This is a genomic window from Methylomonas sp. HYX-M1 (genome assembly GCF_040741385.1).
Taxonomy (GTDB): domain Bacteria; phylum Pseudomonadota; class Gammaproteobacteria; order Methylococcales; family Methylomonadaceae; genus Methylomonas; species Methylomonas rhizoryzae.
In genome coordinates this window covers 2178777-2194245 of sequence record NZ_CP160405.1, presented here as the reverse complement: position 1 = coordinate 2194245, position 15469 = coordinate 2178777, and the positions used below count along the sequence as shown (strand labels likewise).

The window sequence follows — 15469 nt, the reverse complement described above, 5'->3', positions numbered from 1 at the left end:
ACAAACTAAAAAAATGAGACCTTTGCGCCGATACGGCGGTTTAGCTGGGAAATACCCCGGTCGATAAATAGCGGTCGCCGCGGTCGCAAATAATCGCCACAATAACGGCGTTGTCCAGTTCTTTGGCCAACTGTAACGCGCAATACACCGCGCCGCCGGAAGATACGCCAGCAAAAATACCTTCTTTGGCGGCCAATTCCCGCGTGGTGTGTTCCGCATCGAGCTGTTCGACTTCAATGACTCTATCCACCCGCTCGGCGTCGAATATTTTGGGCAAATATTCTTGCGGCCAACGCCGGATGCCGGGAATTTTCGATTGGCCTTTAGGTTGCACGCCGACGATTTGCACGGCGGAACTTTGCTCCTTTAAAAACCTGGAAGTTCCCATAATCGTTCCGGTAGTCCCCATCGCACTGACGAAATGCGTGATTTTACCGGCGGTATCGCGCCAAATCTCCGGCCCCGTGCCTTCGTAATGCGCACGCGGATTGTCCGGATTGGCGAATTGGTCGAGTATTCGTCCTTCCCCGCGCGCTTCCATGGCCCGCGCCAAATCGATCGCCGCTTCCATGCTACCGGACGCCGGCGTCAAAATAATCTCGGCACCGTAGGCTTTCATCGAGGCAATACGTTCGGCGCTCATATTGTCCGGCATGATCAACGTCATTTTATAACCCTTGATCGCCGCCGCCATGGCCAATGCGATGCCGGTATTGCCGCTGGTCGCCTCGATCAAACGGTCGCCCGGTACAATCTCACCACGTAGTTCGGCATGCTTGATCATACTGAGCGCCGGCCGGTCTTTGACCGAACCCGCAGGATTATTGCCCTCAAGCTTGACTAAAACGGAATTGCTCGAATTTGAGACAAGCCTCTGTAAGCGCACCAACGGCGTGTTGCCCACTTGGGACTCTATGGTAGGAAAATTCATGTTAGGTAAAAAACTGAGTGAATTAGTCGAAATTATACCAAACGCCGTCCCCGCAACCGTAACAATACCATGCCGTCAATTACTCTATAATCGCCCTATTGCGACCGATTATTAGCGTTTGATATGGACAACACAGCAATTTGCATACCTGATTTAAACAACCCCGAATACTACATCAATCGCGAACAAAGCTTGCTCGAATTCAATTATCGGGTTTTAGCGCAAGCACTGGATGAAAGTCTTCCGCTGCTGGAACGTCTAAATTATCTATGCATTTCTTGCTCCAATCTTGACGAATTTTACGAGGTCCGCGTCGCCAGTTTGTTGCAGATGGCTGAAATGGACGCCAGCGCCATCAGTGCGGACGGCCTCAGCATTCACGAACAACTGGAAAAAATTGCTTTCAAAGCCCACGAGCTCGTCAGCGAACAATACCGCGTCTTGAACGAAGTATTGATCCCCCGTCTGGAAAACGAACGCATTCGTTTCCTACGCCGCGACCGTTGGAGCGAGTCGCAAAAAAACTGGCTGGAAAAATATTTCAACGAAGAACTGCTGCCCATTCTGACGCCGGTTGGCCTGGATTCGGCTCACCCCTTCCCGCGGATTCTGAATAAAAGCTTAAATTTCATTATTTCCTTGACCGGCAAAGACGCATTCGGACGCAACAGCGGCAGAGCCGTTTTACAAGCCCCGCGCGCGCTTCCGCGTATCGTGCAACTACCCGTTTCCGAAACCGATAGCGGTCCGCACGATTTCGTGTTCTTGTCGTCCATCATCCATGCTTTCGTATCCGATTTGTTCAACGGCATGACGGTTAAAGGGTGCTACCAATTTCGAGTGACTCGCAACAGCGACTTTTTCGTCGACGACGATGCGATAGACGACCTGCTGTTAGCCGTGGAAGGCGAACTGGCCATGCGCAACTACGGAGACGAGGTACGCTTGGAAATCGACGCCAACTGTCCGGACGAAACCGTCAATTTCTTATTGGCACGTTTCGATTTGACCCAAGACCGCTTGTTCTTGTGCAGCGGGCCGGTCAATTTAAGCCGGATTCAAGCAATTTACGGTTTGGTGGACCGCACCGACTTAAAATTTCCGCCGTTCAAACCCAACATCCCGCCTTCGCTCAGCCGCAACAAAGACTTTTTTGCTGCCATTCGAAAACAAGACATTTTATTGCATCACCCTTATGAATCGTTCTTACCGGTAGTGGACTTTATCCGTCAGGCCGCCGCCGACCCCGACGTGCTGGCAATCAAACAAACGTTGTACCGGACCGGGGTAGACTCTCCGATTGTGGCCGCGTTAATCAAAGCGGCCAGAGCCGGAAAAGAAGTCACCGTGGTCATTGAGTTAAGAGCCCGTTTCGACGAAAAAGACAATATCGGCTTAGCAGCCAAACTACAGGAAGCCGCCGCTCACGTCGTGTACGGCGTAGTGGGTTATAAAACGCACGCCAAAATGTGCTTGGTTTTACGCAAGGAAGGCAATACCTTAAGAAATTACGTGCATCTCGGCACCGGGAATTATCATCCGAAAACTGCGCGTCTTTATACCGATTACGGTTTGTTCAGCTGCGAAAAAGAACTGGGGGAAGACGTGCGCCGGGTCTTCATGCAGTTGACCAGTCTGGGCAAGGTCAGCAAGCTCAACAAGCTGCTGCAATCCCCGTTTACCCTGCATCCCGGCTTGCTCAAAATGATCGATAAGGAAATCGAGCACGCCAAAAAAGGCAGGCCGGCCCGCATCATTATGAAGGTTAATGCGGTCGTCGAAGAACAAGCCATTCAAGCGTTATACCGCGCATCCCAAGCCGGGGTAGACATCAAGTTAATCGTGCGCGGCATCTGTTGTTTACGCCCCGGCATTCCGGGTATTTCGAACAACATCGAAGTGCGTTCGATTGTCGGACGATTTTTAGAGCACGCTCGGATTTACGCGTTTATGAACGGCGGCGATTGGTCTATCTACGCATCGAGCGCTGACTTGATGAACCGAAATCTGTTTAAACGCGTGGAGATTTGTTTCCCTATCGCCGACAAAAAAATCGGCGAACGCATTTTAAGCGACATGAACGCCGCCCTTAACGATAATTCGCAAGCCTGGATTTTACAAAGCAACGGGCAATACAGCCGGGCAACGCCGGGCGACAAGCCAATCTTTCAACTTCAAACCGACCTTTTGAAGCAATTTTGCCAATAAACACTGTCTAAAATGAAGAATTCGCTACGCCAAGTCGTGCTGGATACCGAAACTACAGGTATCAATCCTAAGGACGGTCATAAAATCATCGAAATCGGCTGCGTGGAGCTGATCAACCGCAGACTAACGCAAAACCGCTTCCATGTGTATGTCAATCCGGATAGAGAAATAGATGCCGGCGCAATCGAGGTACACGGTATCAGCAATGATTTTTTGCAAGACAAACCACGCTTCGCCGATATAGTTGAGGATTTCTTGCAATTTACGGCCGGCGCGGAACTGATCATACACAACGCCCCTTTCGACGTCGGCTTCCTGAATCACGAGCTGGCTTTATTAGGCGGAACGCTAGGTAAGATAGAAGACAGCTGTACGGTATTCGACACCTTGGCATACGCTCGCAAAAAACATCCGGGCGCACGCAATAGCTTGGATGCACTGTGCAAACGTTATGGAATAGACAACAGTCATCGGGAACTACACGGGGCACTACTTGACGCGGAGATTTTAGCGGACGTGTATTTGATCATGACTGGCGGCCAAGCTTCGCTGCTTGAAGAAAGCAAGCAAGTCGAAGTTGCCGTCAGCCAAGTCATAGAGCGTTTGCCGACTCAACGCCCCAAAATTAAGATTATTCGCGCTTCCGACGACGAATCAGCCAATCATTACGCCAGAATGGAAAAAATTAGCAAATCTAGTAGCATTAATATGTGGCCAAAGGAATAAGGCAACTTGTCTATCAATATTGAAATTATTATTGGTTAAGTTATTCGATAACTGCTTATATAAAACAAGGCTATTACCGCTTGTTTAACCAATAAATTCAATCAACTCAAATTAACCCCAGGCTTCAACTAAAAATAGAATCAAAAGAATATCCGGTATCTTCTAAAATTTCTTTTAGGCGTTTTAAGCCTTCCATTTGAATTTGCCTAACTCTCTCGCGAGTAACGCCTAATTCCAACGCAACTTGTTCTAATGTTGAACTTTCAAATCCACATAATCCGTAACGACGGCAAATAACTTCCCGCTGCTTATCCGCTAACTGATATACCCATTGGGTAACGTTGGTTTGAATTAAATCTTCCTGGAGAATTTCGGCCGGAGATCGGCTTTCTTCTTCCGAGATTGTTTCTAATAAGGGTTTATCGAACTCTTTACCGTAAGAAACATCGACAGATGTGACGCGCTCGTTCAGTTTGAGCATCTTATTGACCGTACTAACCGGCTTGTCCAAATGCTTTGCAATGTCGTCCGCAGTGGGCTCGTGATCGAGTTGCTGAGCCAAGCTGCGTTGTGCTTTGAGATAAACATTCATCTCTTTTACGATATGAATCGGAAGCCGAATCGTACGAGTCTGATTCATAATGGCTCGTTCTATGGTTTGCCGGATCCACCAAGTTGCATAGGTTGAAAACCTAAAGCCTCTATCAGGATCGAACTTTTCTACCGCTCGAATCAATCCGAGATTGCCTTCCTCTATCAGGTCCAGTAGGGGCAAACCACGATTGAGATAGCGACGGGAAATTTTTACAACTAGGCGTAAGTTACTCTCTATCATCACCTTACGTGCTTCCGGGTCTCCTTCCAAAGCCCTTTTGCCATAAATCTTTTCTTCGTCGGCCGTCAATAACTGCGACTTGCTTAATTCGTTCAGGTAAGCGCGTGTCGCATCGAATCCGCTTTCGGAATGGAACTCTTCAGCTTCATTCTCATCGCTTACTTTTATATTTTCACTGGAATCGGCCTCAATATTCTCGTCTTCAATCTCGTCGAAGGCTATGATGTCCGGAATATCCATATCCAGTTCTTTATTTATATTTATTACTTCTTCCATCATGACTCTTCTCCAGGTGTTGATGCTTGAGTTAATTGGCTTTCAATACTGGCAAATTTCATCCGTATATCGGACTATCCAGCCCGAACTAACTGCTTATGCTTTATTATTTGACTTCCCTTGTTTGCCCTTAAAAGCGGCCCTATGGACTTAAAATACTGAGTCCGGTAATACGTTTACAGAAAAACATTAATTATCAATGGCTTAGAGTTTAAATCGCTTTCAAAGTCGGAACTCAGTATAACTTTAAAACTTTTTTGCTATCAATTGATTTTGCTGTATTTTTTTTAATTAGTTCACGAAAAAATATCCGTTGCAACCGCGCCTCACTATCGTTTAGCCTGCAAGCGATTGTTTTAACAACCAAAAGACTCAAGTCACCCGCAGAGCGGCTTTCGGCATTATTTAAGCAGGATCTTTTTCGCTAGATTGATCTGCGCCGCCAAATAATCCGAGCCACCCTTGTCGGGATGTAGTCTAGCAATTAATCTACGGTGCGCCAATATAATCTCTTGTTCGGAAGCACCTTGCTCCAAGCCAAGGATTTTCAGGGCTTCCTGCCTGGTCATCGTAGCTCGATTTGTCGGCGCACTGCCTTGGCCTTCGCCGGATTGTCGGGATCTACCGTTTAATCGCAGCCACAGCTGTCTGATCAAGGGGCCGTAGCGCGACCACGAATCCAAGATGCGAAACAAGAAGGTAAGGCTCAACATGATTACCCCGAACAACAGGCTCAATTTACCGCTGACGATTAACCATAATAGCAAGACCGCACCGCCTATCAGCCCACCTTGTTTAACCCACCGTCGTCTTTGCCGATCCGACAAACGGCTGAACCAGCGACTGGCTTGATAAACGGCGAAGATTAAAATCAACAACACCAAAAAACGAAACATTTTCCCTCGCTTGCATCCTAGTTGTTGAAATTATGCCGTAAAATAACGCATGTTTGAGATCGGGAGAGTCACCATGGCGCCCAGCCAACCGGCGGTTTTGGGTTTTGCTGCATTCAGCGGCACCGGAAAAACCACTCTATTGACCTCGCTGATTCCGATTTTGCAAGCACGAGGATTAAAAGTCGCAGCGCTTAAGCTTAGTCATCACGACTTTGAAATCGATCACGCCGGTAAAGACAGTTATAAATTACGTAAAGCCGGTGCATCTCCCGTCATGCTGGTATCGCCCTTTCGCCGGGCTATCATCGAGGAATTCCCCGCTCCGCAGGAAATAGAACTGGAGAAAGAGCTTGAGCTGCTAATCGCCGGCAGCGATGATGTGCGGATAATCTTGGTAGAAGGGTTTCGCCATCAACGTTTCAGCAAAATCGAGCTCCATCGCCCGGCACTCGATAAACCGTTGCTGTATCCGAACGACGATAGCATCATCGCAATCGCCAGCGACCAAAACATAGCCCCACGGCCTCCAATACCCTGCCTAAACCTAAACGATCCTCACGCCATCGCAAACTTCATTTGTCAACATTTCTCGCTAATCTCTCGTGACTAATCTTTGCTATCCCGCTCAAAATCTGTTGACTTCCGAGCAAGCCAAAGCCTTGCTGTTTTCTTCACTGCCGGTAATAAACGATTCAGAAGCCATCCCCACCGCCCATGCACTCAATCGCATCCTACAGCAATCGGTGTTTAGCCCGATAGCCATACCGCATTTTCGCCAATCCGCCATGGACGGCTATGCGGTTTCCAGCGCACAACTGAGCGGCGATAAACTTGCGCGATTAACGGTGTGCGGCACATCCTGGGCAGGAAAACCCTACACCGGACAGGTGCCTAGCCGCCAATGCCTACGCATTTTTACCGGAGCGCTGATTCCGGACGACATCGACAGCGTGATAGCTCAGGAACAGGTGAACGTCGCCGACGGTTATGTGGAATTTCCCGTCGGCCTGGAGCTACGCAAAAATATTCGCGAAGCCGGCAGCGACGTAGAACAAGGCGAACGGCTATTAACGGCTCCGCACAAGCTGAGTGCCAGAGATTTAAGTTTGCTTGCCGCCGCCGGTATCGGAGAATTGAGTGTTAAGCGGCGGATAAAAATCGGCTTTTTCTCTAACGGAGACGAACTGGTTCCGCTCGGCCAAACCTTGCAACCCGGCCAAATATACGACAGCAACCGCTATCTGCTTGCCGGGCTGCTAAGCGATGCCCATTATCAAGTCAGCGATTTAGGCGTCATTCCCGATCATCCCGCGCGACTGGAACAAACGCTTAACGATGCAGCCAGCCATTTCGATGTGTTAATTTCCACCGGCGGCGCTTCGGTCGGAGACGCCGATTACGTCAGGCAGACCCTGGAGCGATGCGGCCAAGTCAATTTCTGGAAATTGGCCATAAAACCCGGAAAACCGTTAACTTTCGGCACGCTAGACCGATGTATGTTTTTCGGCTTGCCGGGTAATCCGATTGCAGTGCTGGTTACTTTCGAGCAATTTGTCAAACCCGCGTTGTTGCGCATGACGGGCATTCAAACCAAACCCATTCGAATACAAGCCCGTTGCAGCACCCCGCTGAAAAAATCGCCCGGCCGCGAAGAGTTTCAGCGCGGCGTGTTGTCGCAAGACGCAAATGGCGAATTCACGGTCGCCAGTGCCGGCCGGCAAGATTCCCACCAGCTCAAAGTGGCGAGTTTAGCCAATTGTTTCATCGTGTTAGACAGCGCCTTAACTAACGTGGAGGCCGGCCAGATGGTTAACGTGGAACCGTTCGATCACTGGCTATAAATTCACCGCGGGTAGCCATGGACGGCTTAATTTCCTCCCTCCGGCTTGATACGCAAAAACCACCCGTAGTACAAAGCATGTGCTACCAAGAACACCACATAGCCGGACCATAACACATCGGATAAAAAATGCCCGCCGGCCGTCATGCGGGTGATTCCCAAAGTCCAAGCCAATGCCAGAGTCAGTACGAAATACATGACTTTGTGCGACTGAGATAAAAAATACAACACGAAAAAAGCGTATCCCACCGAACAATGCCCGCAAACAAACGACTTATCCGGAGTACTGCCCGGTTTCAAGGGCGGAACGTAAGCGTATTGGCCGCCGAATTCCTGCACGTGCACAGGACGAGGCCGCCCCCAATGATCTTTGAATATCAAGTTCACGACCAAACCCGGCCCTAGCAGGATTACAAGCAATATATACAAGGCTTTGCGACGATAGCGCCGGGTGTAGGCATGCCAATGTCCGAGTATCGAAATTGACAAAAGCGACAGCCCGACCACGACACAAAACGGAAAGGCGTAATCGTAGAGGATTTTAACCGGCTGCAACTGTTGATAAGGCCAATGCTGAGCGGCCGGGCCCGCCTGATAAAACATTTGTGCCACGCGGTAATCCAAATCGGTGCACCAAAACAACACGCTGGTCGAACAAACGACGGCGAACCAAACCAGCAATTCGTAACGCGCCCTACGCCTAGCTCTATGCGGCATATTAGTCCTTGGACGAAATTCGTTTTTGCAACGCAGGATAGGGCCAGCTACCCAGTCGTTGCCCGAAATAAATGAAATATTCTGATTCTTTTCGGTTCGGGTTAGGCAGTTGCCCGACTAAATCCAAGCGTTCGAACGCCGAATACAACGGCGCGGGCAACTTCATATTGCCGTCTCCGACGATAAAAGCATTCTTGCCGGCAAATTCATCCGGCCCCGGCCATACCTCGTATTGTGACACAATCTGCCCCGAAGCCTCGTAACGATACACTTTGGGATGATCCGGTAAATAAAACGCGAGTTGGCTGGCTAAATAACGGTGGCCCAAAGCCACTACAAAGGTGTCTTGCAAATCGGCTTGAGTTTTTTGCCGTTCCATCTGAATCGCTGCGGCAACCGCTTGCCAATTTTTAAACCGGGTGGTTGGGTCCCAAACGCTATCTTTAATGGGAAGTAAGGACAACAATACCGGCAACGCATAGGTCAGCAACACCAGCACCGCACCGACATAGACCGCGGCGTGCGAGGCTTTTTGCCAAATCGAATCCGCATAGCGGCCCGCCAGTAAAATCAAGGCACTGAAATAAAACGGCATAGGCCAATTGCCCTGTACCTTTTGCAGCAAACTCAACAGCAACACGGCTAACAACAAAGCAGGGCCCATTAGCCATAAAAATCGTTGTTCGGCGTTCAAACTTTTGAAACGGTAAGCGCATATCAGCGAAGTCGATAGGACAAGAGCAAAGGTCAGCGGCGACAGCAACAGCAGCTGATACAGTAGAAAGTCTGCAGCCCATTTGAAATGCTTGGTCAGCGCGGCCGGTTCGTGATTGGCGAAATGCCCTTTGCTATGACCGAACATCACCCAGTCATGGTTTAGGTTCCACATCAATATCGGTACAACCGCGATCAGTATAGGCGCTAAATACCACCAGAATTCACGCCGCAAGTAGTGCCGATAAGCCGCATTGGCGAGCAAAAACAGCAACAGCATAACCGGCAAAGCCAATGCCGCTTGTTTGCTCAACAACGCGGCGGCACTGGAGAATCCTGCAAGCCACCAAGCCTTGTCCGAGCGCTCGAACAAGGCTTGGCGCAGATAGTACAAAGTCATGATCCAAAAACAGTACAAAGGCGGGTCTATCGTCATCAGCAAATTGGCGATCACGTTGATCGGCGTCGCCAACAATAAAATGAATGCGAACGCCGCGGCACGCGCACCGTAGAATGCTTTACAGGTAGCGTGAAAGTAGAACAAGCCAACCGTTCCGAGTAACACCGCCGGCAAACGCACGACCGCGGTGTAATCCCCCAAAGCCCAGGTGAATAAGCCGATTAACCATGCCACCATCGGCGGTTTACTGTAATAGCACCAGTCCGGGTGTCGCGACCAATCCCAGTAGTAGCTTTCGTCGCCGATCAAATCCAGACCGTTGACAAACAAAAACAGCACGCGCAGCCCGAATATCCACGCCAACAACCGAAGCAGATGCGCATCTACCCAGCGCAAGGTTTTATCCAGCATTTATCGCTACTCCAACCGCTCTAAATAATGCAATTGCAGTTGCAAACTGCGCTCGCCCCTAAACTCATTGACGTCCAACTTATAGACCGCTTGTAGTTTACGGCACCCCAACCAATGCTCCGGTTGTTCGGCAAAAAACGCAATAGCGTCAATCAACAAATTGCTGAACGGCATTTTCAAGACAAATTTAAGATGCTGCCTGCCAACGATACGGCACTGAAACACGTCGAACACACCGTCGAAAGTCGGCTCAGGAAAAGCTTGCCCCCAAACCGCCGCCTGGCGCAGGTTCTCGGCGAATTCCAGACTCAGATGCTGTTGGTCGAGTTCGCCATCCGACCAAACTTTGTGCTGCAAATCGACTTCGCTTAATCTGGCCGCCACCGTTTCGGCGAACTGCAGCGCGAAATGCGGATAATCCTGCAGCTTGATCGATAAGCCGGCCGCCATGGCATGACCGCCGAACTTGCTCAACAACTTGGGATGCTCGGCGGCGATATCGCTGAGCACGTCGCGGATATGCACACCGGCAATGGAACGGGCCGACCCTTTCAATTCACCGTTGTCGGCCGGCGCAAAGGCAATCACCGGCCTGTGCAAACGGTCTTTGATCCGAGCCGCCAAAATACCGATGACCCCCTGGTGCCAACCGGCGTCGTACAAGCAAACGCCGGCCGGCGCGTGCTGTTCGTCCATGGCGCGCATGCCGGACAACAAGGCCAGCGCTTCGGCCTTCATTTGTTCTTCTATGCTTTTCCGGTCCTGATTCAATGCATCCAGTTGCACCGCCATGTCGCGGGCGAGCTCCGGATCGTCCGTCAACAAACAGCGTATGCCCAGCGACATATCGTCCAACCGGCCGGCCGCATTCAGCCTGGGCGCCACCGAAAAGCCCAAATCCGCGGCTTGCACGCTGCCGGGGTTCTTGCCGGCAATTGCCAACAACGCCTTGATACCGGTCCGGCATTGACCGCTACGAATCCGCAACAAACCTTGGTGCACCAGAATGCGGTTGACTTGATCCAAGGCCACGACGTCGGCTACCGTACCCAATGCCACATAATCCAGCAATTGCGCCAGATTCGGCTCGGCAATACCGGCGGTTTCGAACCAACGCAACTCCCTTAGCCGAATCCGCAAGGCCGTCAGCACGTAAAACATCACGCCGACACCGGCAATGTTACGGCTAGGAAATTTATCGTCCGGCAAATTCGGGTTGACGATGGCATCCGCATCCGGAAGTTCGTGTCCGGGTAGATGATGATCGGTAATCAAAACCGTGATCCCAAGCCGCTTGGCGGCGGCCACGCCTTCCAAACTGGAAATTCCGTTGTCGACGGTTAAGATCACGTCGGCCTGTTGCTTTCGCACCAACTCGACGATCTCCGGCGTCAGCCCGTAGCCGAATTCGAAACGATTGGGCACGACAAAGTTGAGCTGCCGCGCACCGAACAATGCCAAGCCTTTTAAGGCCAACGCGCAGCTGGTTGCACCGTCCGCGTCGAAATCGGCCACCACGCTCAACGCTTTGTTTTCGCGGACAACGCTAACCAGTTGGTCGACCATGGTGTTAATCCCGGACAACAACCACGGACTCGGCAAGTTCGCCAGGCCCCGTTCCAAGTCCTCGGCTTTGTTTACCCCCCGGCTGGTGAAGATGCGCAGCAAAATGGGATCCAAGCTGCCCAAATCGGCCGCAGTTTGCGCCGGAGCGCGCCGGACAATCGCTTTTTTAACGCCTTGCAGATACATAAATTACGCAATAAAAAAGCCGGCTTAGGCCGGCTTGTTAGCGAGCGGTCAGTTACATCGAATCCAAAATCGCCTTTTTCACCGCGTCTAACGATGCTTCTATCGTTACCGGGTGAGCATCCTTACATTGGGAAATCGCGGTATCCGGGTCTTTAATGCCGTTACCGGTCAAGGTACAGACTATCGTACTGCCTTCCGGAATTTTGCCGCCGGCTAAATCCTGCATGGCGCCGGCCAGCGAAGTTGCGGATGCCGGCTCGCAAAAAATCCCCTCGTATTGAGACAGCATTTTTTGTGCGCGCAAAATTTGTTGGTCCGTCTGCGTGTCGAACCAACCGCCGGATTCTTTTTGTGCTTTCCAGGCCAAATCCCAGGATTGCGGGTGGCCGATGCGAATCGCCGTGGCGACGGTTTCGGGATGATCCACCATGTGCCCTGCCACGAACGGTGCCGCGCCGGCTGCTTGATAGCCGCACATCACCGGCCGTTTATCGGTAACGGCTTGGTGAGTCGAACTGTCGGTTGCGTATTCGCTATAGCCCTTCCAGTAGGCGGCGATATTGCCGGCATTACCGACCGGCAGGCAGTGAAAATCGGGCGCTCTACCCAATTCGTCGACGATTTCGAAAGCCGCGGTCTTTTGTCCTTCCAAACGGAACGGGTTAATGGAATTGACGATAGCAACCGGAGCGTGATCGGCCACTTGTTTGACCAAAGCCATACCGGCGTCGAAATTGCCGTTGATCTGAATGATTTGCGCGCCATACATCAGGGTTTGCGCCAATTTGCCCAATGCGATCTTTCCTTCCGGAATCAGTACGAAGGCCTTGATGCCGGCCCGCACCGCGTAAGCCGCCGCCGCCGCCGAGGTATTGCCGGTCGATGCGCAAATAATCGCTTGGCTACCCTGCTCGACGGCCTTGGTTACCGCCATCGTCATACCACGGTCTTTAAACGAGCCGGTGGGATTTAGCCCTTCGAATTTCACATAAATGTCGACGTCCTTGCCGATGATGCGCGGAATATTGTGCAATTGAATCAGCGGCGTATTGCCTTCGCCCAAGCTGATCAGCCGGGTGGATGCGGAAACCGGTAAACGGTCGCGATAATGTTCGATCACTCCGGTGTAGCGTTTTTGTGTTGCCATTATTTATCCTAAAGTTTCCAAACGGATGCGACTGACGTTGCCGGTAACGGTAGGCAAGGCTTCGATTTCGGCAATCGCCGCATTCATTTCTTGTTCCAAAGTTTTTTGAGTCAGCATGATGATGGGCACCGAGACTTCGCCGTGCAAAGGCTCTTTTTGAATCAATGCTTCGATACTGATCTGATGGGCCGCCAATATGCGGGTCACCTCCGCCAGTACGCCGGGTTTGTCGTCGGCCGTTAATCTCAGGTAATAAGCAGTTTGAAAGCGTTCGGCCGGCACCACCGGAATATCGGCGATTGCCTCGGGCTGAAAAGCCAGATGCGGCACCCGGTTTTCCGGGTCGCTGGTCAGGGCGCGCACCACATCGACCAAATCCGCCACTACCGCCGACGCGGTCGGTTCCGCGCCCGCTCCGGCACCGTAATACAGCGTCGGCCCTACCGCATCGCCGCAAACCAACACGGCATTCATCACCCCTTCTACGTTGGCTATCAGACGGCGTTTGGGAATCAGAGTGGGATGTACCCGTAATTCTATGCCTTCGGCAGTTTTACGGGCGATACCCAAGTTTTTGATGCGGTAGCCCAATTCCTCGGCATATTCGACATCCAGGCGCGTGATCCGGGTGATGCCCTCGGTATAGACCTTCTCGAATTGCAGCGGGATGCCGAAGGCGATGGATGCCAGGATAGTCAACTTGTGGCCGGCGTCTATGCCTTCTACGTCGAAGGTCGGGTCGGCTTCCGCATAACCCAAGGCCTGCGCTTCTTTCAAAACATCAGCGAAATCCCGGCCTTTGTCGCGCATTTCGGTCAGGATGAAATTGCCGGTACCGTTGATGATGCCGGCCAGCCATTCGATACGGTTGCCTGCCAAACCTTCTCTAATGGCTTTGATGATGGGAATGCCGCCGGCCACGGCTGCTTCGAAGGTCACCATTACGCCTTTTTTACTGGCTTCGGCAAAAATTTCATTGCCGTGCAACGCGATCAGCGCTTTATTGGCGGTTACCACATGTTTACCGTTGGCAATCGCCGCCAGCACCAGTTGCTTGGCCAAATCGTAGCCGCCGATCAACTCAACGACGATGTCGACCGTAGGATCGTTGACCACATCGAACGGGTCGGCCGTCAAGGCAATACCTTCGGTATTGCAAATCCGCTGCAGGTTAAGGTGACGGGCCGAAGCTCGGCCGACCACGATTTCACGTCCAGCCCGCCGGGCGATTTCTTCGGCGTTGCGTTTAAGTACGTTGACGGTACCGCCCCCGACAGTACCCAATCCCAATATACCTATAGTTACCGGCTTCAAACCCAACTCCTGACGCTTATCCAAAAATTCGCCGGATTATACTACGTTGTCTTTTTTCAGCATATTACGGATGCTGCGCAGCGCTTGCCGGGTTCTGTGTTCGTTCTCGATCAAACTGAATCGGATGTGATCGTCGCCGAATTGACCGAAACCGATACCCGGGGAAACGGCTACTTTGGCATCGATGATTAACTTCTTGGAGAACTCCAAAGAGCCCATCGCTTTGTACGCTTCCGGTATCGGCGCCCAAACGAACATGGTGGCCTTGGGTTTTTCGACCTTCCAACCCATGTTATTCAGGCCGTCGCACAACACGTCGCGGCGCAAACGGTACATGTTGCTGATTTCCGTCACGCAATCCTGCGGCCCTTCCAGCGCGGTGATTGCCGCCACTTGAATGGGAGTAAACGTGCCGTAGTCCATATACGATTTGATCCGGGTTAAGGCGGCGACCAAGGTCGGATTGCCGCACATGAAACCCACCCGCCAACCGGGCATGTTGTAACTCTTGGACAATGAAAAAAATTCGACGGCAATGTCTTTCGCTCCCGGCACTTGCAATATCGACGGCGCGACATAGCCGTCGAACACGATGTCGGCGTAAGCAATGTCGTGAACTATCCAAATGCCGTGCTCTTTACAAATCGCCACTACCTTTTCGAAGAAATCCAGCTCGACGCATTGACAGGTCGGATTGCCCGGAAAATTCAAAATCAACATCTTCGGTTTTGGCCAGCATTCTGAAATCGCTCGATTCAACTCGTCGAAAAAATCGACGCCCGGCGTCAACGCCACGTGGCGAATATCGGCTCCGGCGATCACGACGCCGTAAGGATGAATGGGATACGCCGGGTTAGGCACCAAAACCACGTCGCCAGGGCCCAAGGTGGCCAGAGCCAAATGCGACAAGCCCTCTTTAGAGCCTATGGTCACGATGGCTTCGCTGTTGAAATCCAAATCGACGTCGAAGCGGTTTTTGTACCAGCCGCATATTGCCTTACGCAAGCGGGGAATACCTTTGGAAACCGAGTAGCGATGCGTATCGCCGCGTTGCGCGACTTCCAACATCTTGTTCAAAATGTGCGCCGGCGTGGGCTGGTCCGGGTTGCCCATACCGAAATCGATAATGTCCTCGCCGTCGGCTCGCGCTTTGGCTTTCAATTCATTGACGATGTTAAAAACGTAGGGCGGTAAGCGGCTGATGCGGTGAAATTCTTCCATTAATAACTCTTGTGGGGAATTAAAGATAGCTGTTGGACAAAGCGCGCTAAGTTACTGAGGTTGCCGAAGCTTGTCAATTTA

Annotated in this window: 13 protein-coding genes; 4 read left to right on the top strand and 9 right to left on the bottom strand. The window is 51.4% G+C overall.

Annotated elements, in window-relative coordinates:
• Nucleotides 1-40 precede the first annotated feature (40 nt).
• Nucleotides 41-931, bottom strand: a complete 891-nt coding sequence (cysM, locus tag AB0A83_RS09920) for a cysteine synthase CysM (RefSeq protein ID WP_150048135.1) — start codon at nucleotides 929-931, stop codon at nucleotides 41-43.
• A 123-nt stretch (nucleotides 932-1054) separates the two neighbouring features.
• Here cysM and ppk1 point away from each other — a divergent pair, with 123 nt between their 5' ends.
• Together ppk1 and dnaQ are read left to right on the top strand one after the other, a co-directional pair.
• Nucleotides 1055-3139, top strand: a complete 2085-nt coding sequence (ppk1, locus tag AB0A83_RS09915; RefSeq protein ID WP_150048134.1) for a polyphosphate kinase 1 — start codon at nucleotides 1055-1057, stop codon at nucleotides 3137-3139.
• A gap of 12 nt (nucleotides 3140-3151) precedes the next feature.
• The gene (gene dnaQ, locus AB0A83_RS09910; protein ID WP_150048133.1) at nucleotides 3152-3865 is read left to right on the top strand and encodes a DNA polymerase III subunit epsilon; all 714 of its coding nucleotides are present in this window, start codon (nucleotides 3152-3154) and stop codon (nucleotides 3863-3865) included.
• Between the two features lie 124 nt (nucleotides 3866-3989).
• Here the strand turns inward: dnaQ and rpoS are convergent, their stop codons facing one another.
• Both rpoS and AB0A83_RS09900 read right to left on the bottom strand, forming a co-directional pair.
• Entirely contained in the window at nucleotides 3990-4979 is a 990-nt protein-coding gene (rpoS, locus tag AB0A83_RS09905; protein ID WP_150048132.1) for an RNA polymerase sigma factor RpoS, read from the bottom strand.
• Nucleotides 4980-5377: 398 nt separating this feature from the next.
• Nucleotides 5378-5872, bottom strand: a complete 495-nt coding sequence (locus AB0A83_RS09900; protein WP_150048131.1) for a molecular chaperone DnaJ — start codon at nucleotides 5870-5872, stop codon at nucleotides 5378-5380.
• 73 nt (nucleotides 5873-5945) lie between these two features.
• Here AB0A83_RS09900 and mobB point away from each other — a divergent pair, with 73 nt between their 5' ends.
• Together mobB and glp are read left to right on the top strand one after the other, a co-directional pair.
• Complete coding sequence (gene mobB / locus AB0A83_RS09895) at nucleotides 5946-6482, top strand: molybdopterin-guanine dinucleotide biosynthesis protein B (RefSeq protein WP_150048130.1); 537 nt, start codon at nucleotides 5946-5948, stop codon at nucleotides 6480-6482.
• Nucleotides 6475-7713 (top strand): gephyrin-like molybdotransferase Glp, encoded by a 1239-nt coding sequence (glp, locus tag AB0A83_RS09890; RefSeq protein WP_150048129.1) that lies wholly within the window; start codon nucleotides 6475-6477, stop codon nucleotides 7711-7713. The genes mobB and glp overlap by 8 nt, the downstream gene beginning before the upstream one ends.
• A 26-nt stretch (nucleotides 7714-7739) precedes the next feature.
• Here glp and AB0A83_RS09885 read toward each other — a convergent pair whose 3' ends face one another.
• Genes AB0A83_RS09885 through alaC form a run of 6 tightly spaced genes read right to left on the bottom strand, consistent with a single transcriptional unit; the run spans nucleotide 7740 to nucleotide 15388 of the window.
• Nucleotides 7740-8429 (bottom strand): phosphatase PAP2 family protein, encoded by a 690-nt coding sequence (locus AB0A83_RS09885; RefSeq protein WP_150048128.1) that lies wholly within the window; start codon nucleotides 8427-8429, stop codon nucleotides 7740-7742.
• A gap of 1 nt (nucleotide 8430) precedes the next feature.
• Nucleotides 8431-9954: an ArnT family glycosyltransferase gene (locus AB0A83_RS09880; RefSeq protein ID WP_367156127.1), complete on the bottom strand. Its 1524-nt coding sequence runs from the start codon at nucleotides 9952-9954 to the stop codon at nucleotides 8431-8433.
• 6 nt (nucleotides 9955-9960) lie between these two features.
• Nucleotides 9961-11706, bottom strand: coding sequence for a single-stranded-DNA-specific exonuclease RecJ (recJ, locus tag AB0A83_RS09875; protein ID WP_150048126.1), 1746 nt, complete (start codon nucleotides 11704-11706; stop codon nucleotides 9961-9963).
• A 52-nt stretch (nucleotides 11707-11758) separates the two neighbouring features.
• On the bottom strand, nucleotides 11759-12853 hold the full coding sequence (gene thrC / locus AB0A83_RS09870; protein ID WP_150048125.1) for a threonine synthase: 1095 nt from the start codon (nucleotides 12851-12853) through the stop codon (nucleotides 11759-11761).
• A 3-nt stretch (nucleotides 12854-12856) separates the two neighbouring features.
• On the bottom strand, nucleotides 12857-14167 hold the full coding sequence (locus AB0A83_RS09865) for a homoserine dehydrogenase (RefSeq protein ID WP_150048124.1): 1311 nt from the start codon (nucleotides 14165-14167) through the stop codon (nucleotides 12857-12859).
• Nucleotides 14168-14203: 36 nt separating this feature from the next.
• Complete coding sequence (gene alaC / locus AB0A83_RS09860; RefSeq protein WP_150048123.1) at nucleotides 14204-15388, bottom strand: alanine transaminase; 1185 nt, start codon at nucleotides 15386-15388, stop codon at nucleotides 14204-14206.
• Nucleotides 15389-15469: the final 81 nt, after the last annotated feature.

Bases quoted from the DNA above. Each gene is read 5' to 3' on its own strand.
- AB0A83_RS09885 (WP_150048128.1), bottom strand. From the start codon at position 8,429: ATGCCGCATAGAGCTAGGCGTAGGGCGCGTTACGAATTGCTGGTTTGG.
- ppk1 (WP_150048134.1), top strand. From the start codon at position 1,055: ATGGACAACACAGCAATTTGCATACCTGATTTAAACAACCCCGAATAC.
- dnaQ (WP_150048133.1), top strand. From the start codon at position 3,152: ATGAAGAATTCGCTACGCCAAGTCGTGCTGGATACCGAAACTACAGGT.
- mobB (WP_150048130.1), top strand. From the start codon at position 5,946: ATGGCGCCCAGCCAACCGGCGGTTTTGGGTTTTGCTGCATTCAGCGGC.
- rpoS (WP_150048132.1), bottom strand. From the start codon at position 4,979: ATGATGGAAGAAGTAATAAATATAAATAAAGAACTGGATATGGATATT.
- recJ (WP_150048126.1), bottom strand. From the start codon at position 11,706: ATGTATCTGCAAGGCGTTAAAAAAGCGATTGTCCGGCGCGCTCCGGCG.
- alaC (WP_150048123.1), bottom strand. From the start codon at position 15,388: ATGGAAGAATTTCACCGCATCAGCCGCTTACCGCCCTACGTTTTTAAC.
- cysM (WP_150048135.1), bottom strand. From the start codon at position 931: ATGAATTTTCCTACCATAGAGTCCCAAGTGGGCAACACGCCGTTGGTG.
- AB0A83_RS09880 (WP_367156127.1), bottom strand. From the start codon at position 9,954: ATGCTGGATAAAACCTTGCGCTGGGTAGATGCGCATCTGCTTCGGTTG.
- AB0A83_RS09900 (WP_150048131.1), bottom strand. From the start codon at position 5,872: ATGTTTCGTTTTTTGGTGTTGTTGATTTTAATCTTCGCCGTTTATCAA.
- thrC (WP_150048125.1), bottom strand. From the start codon at position 12,853: ATGGCAACACAAAAACGCTACACCGGAGTGATCGAACATTATCGCGAC.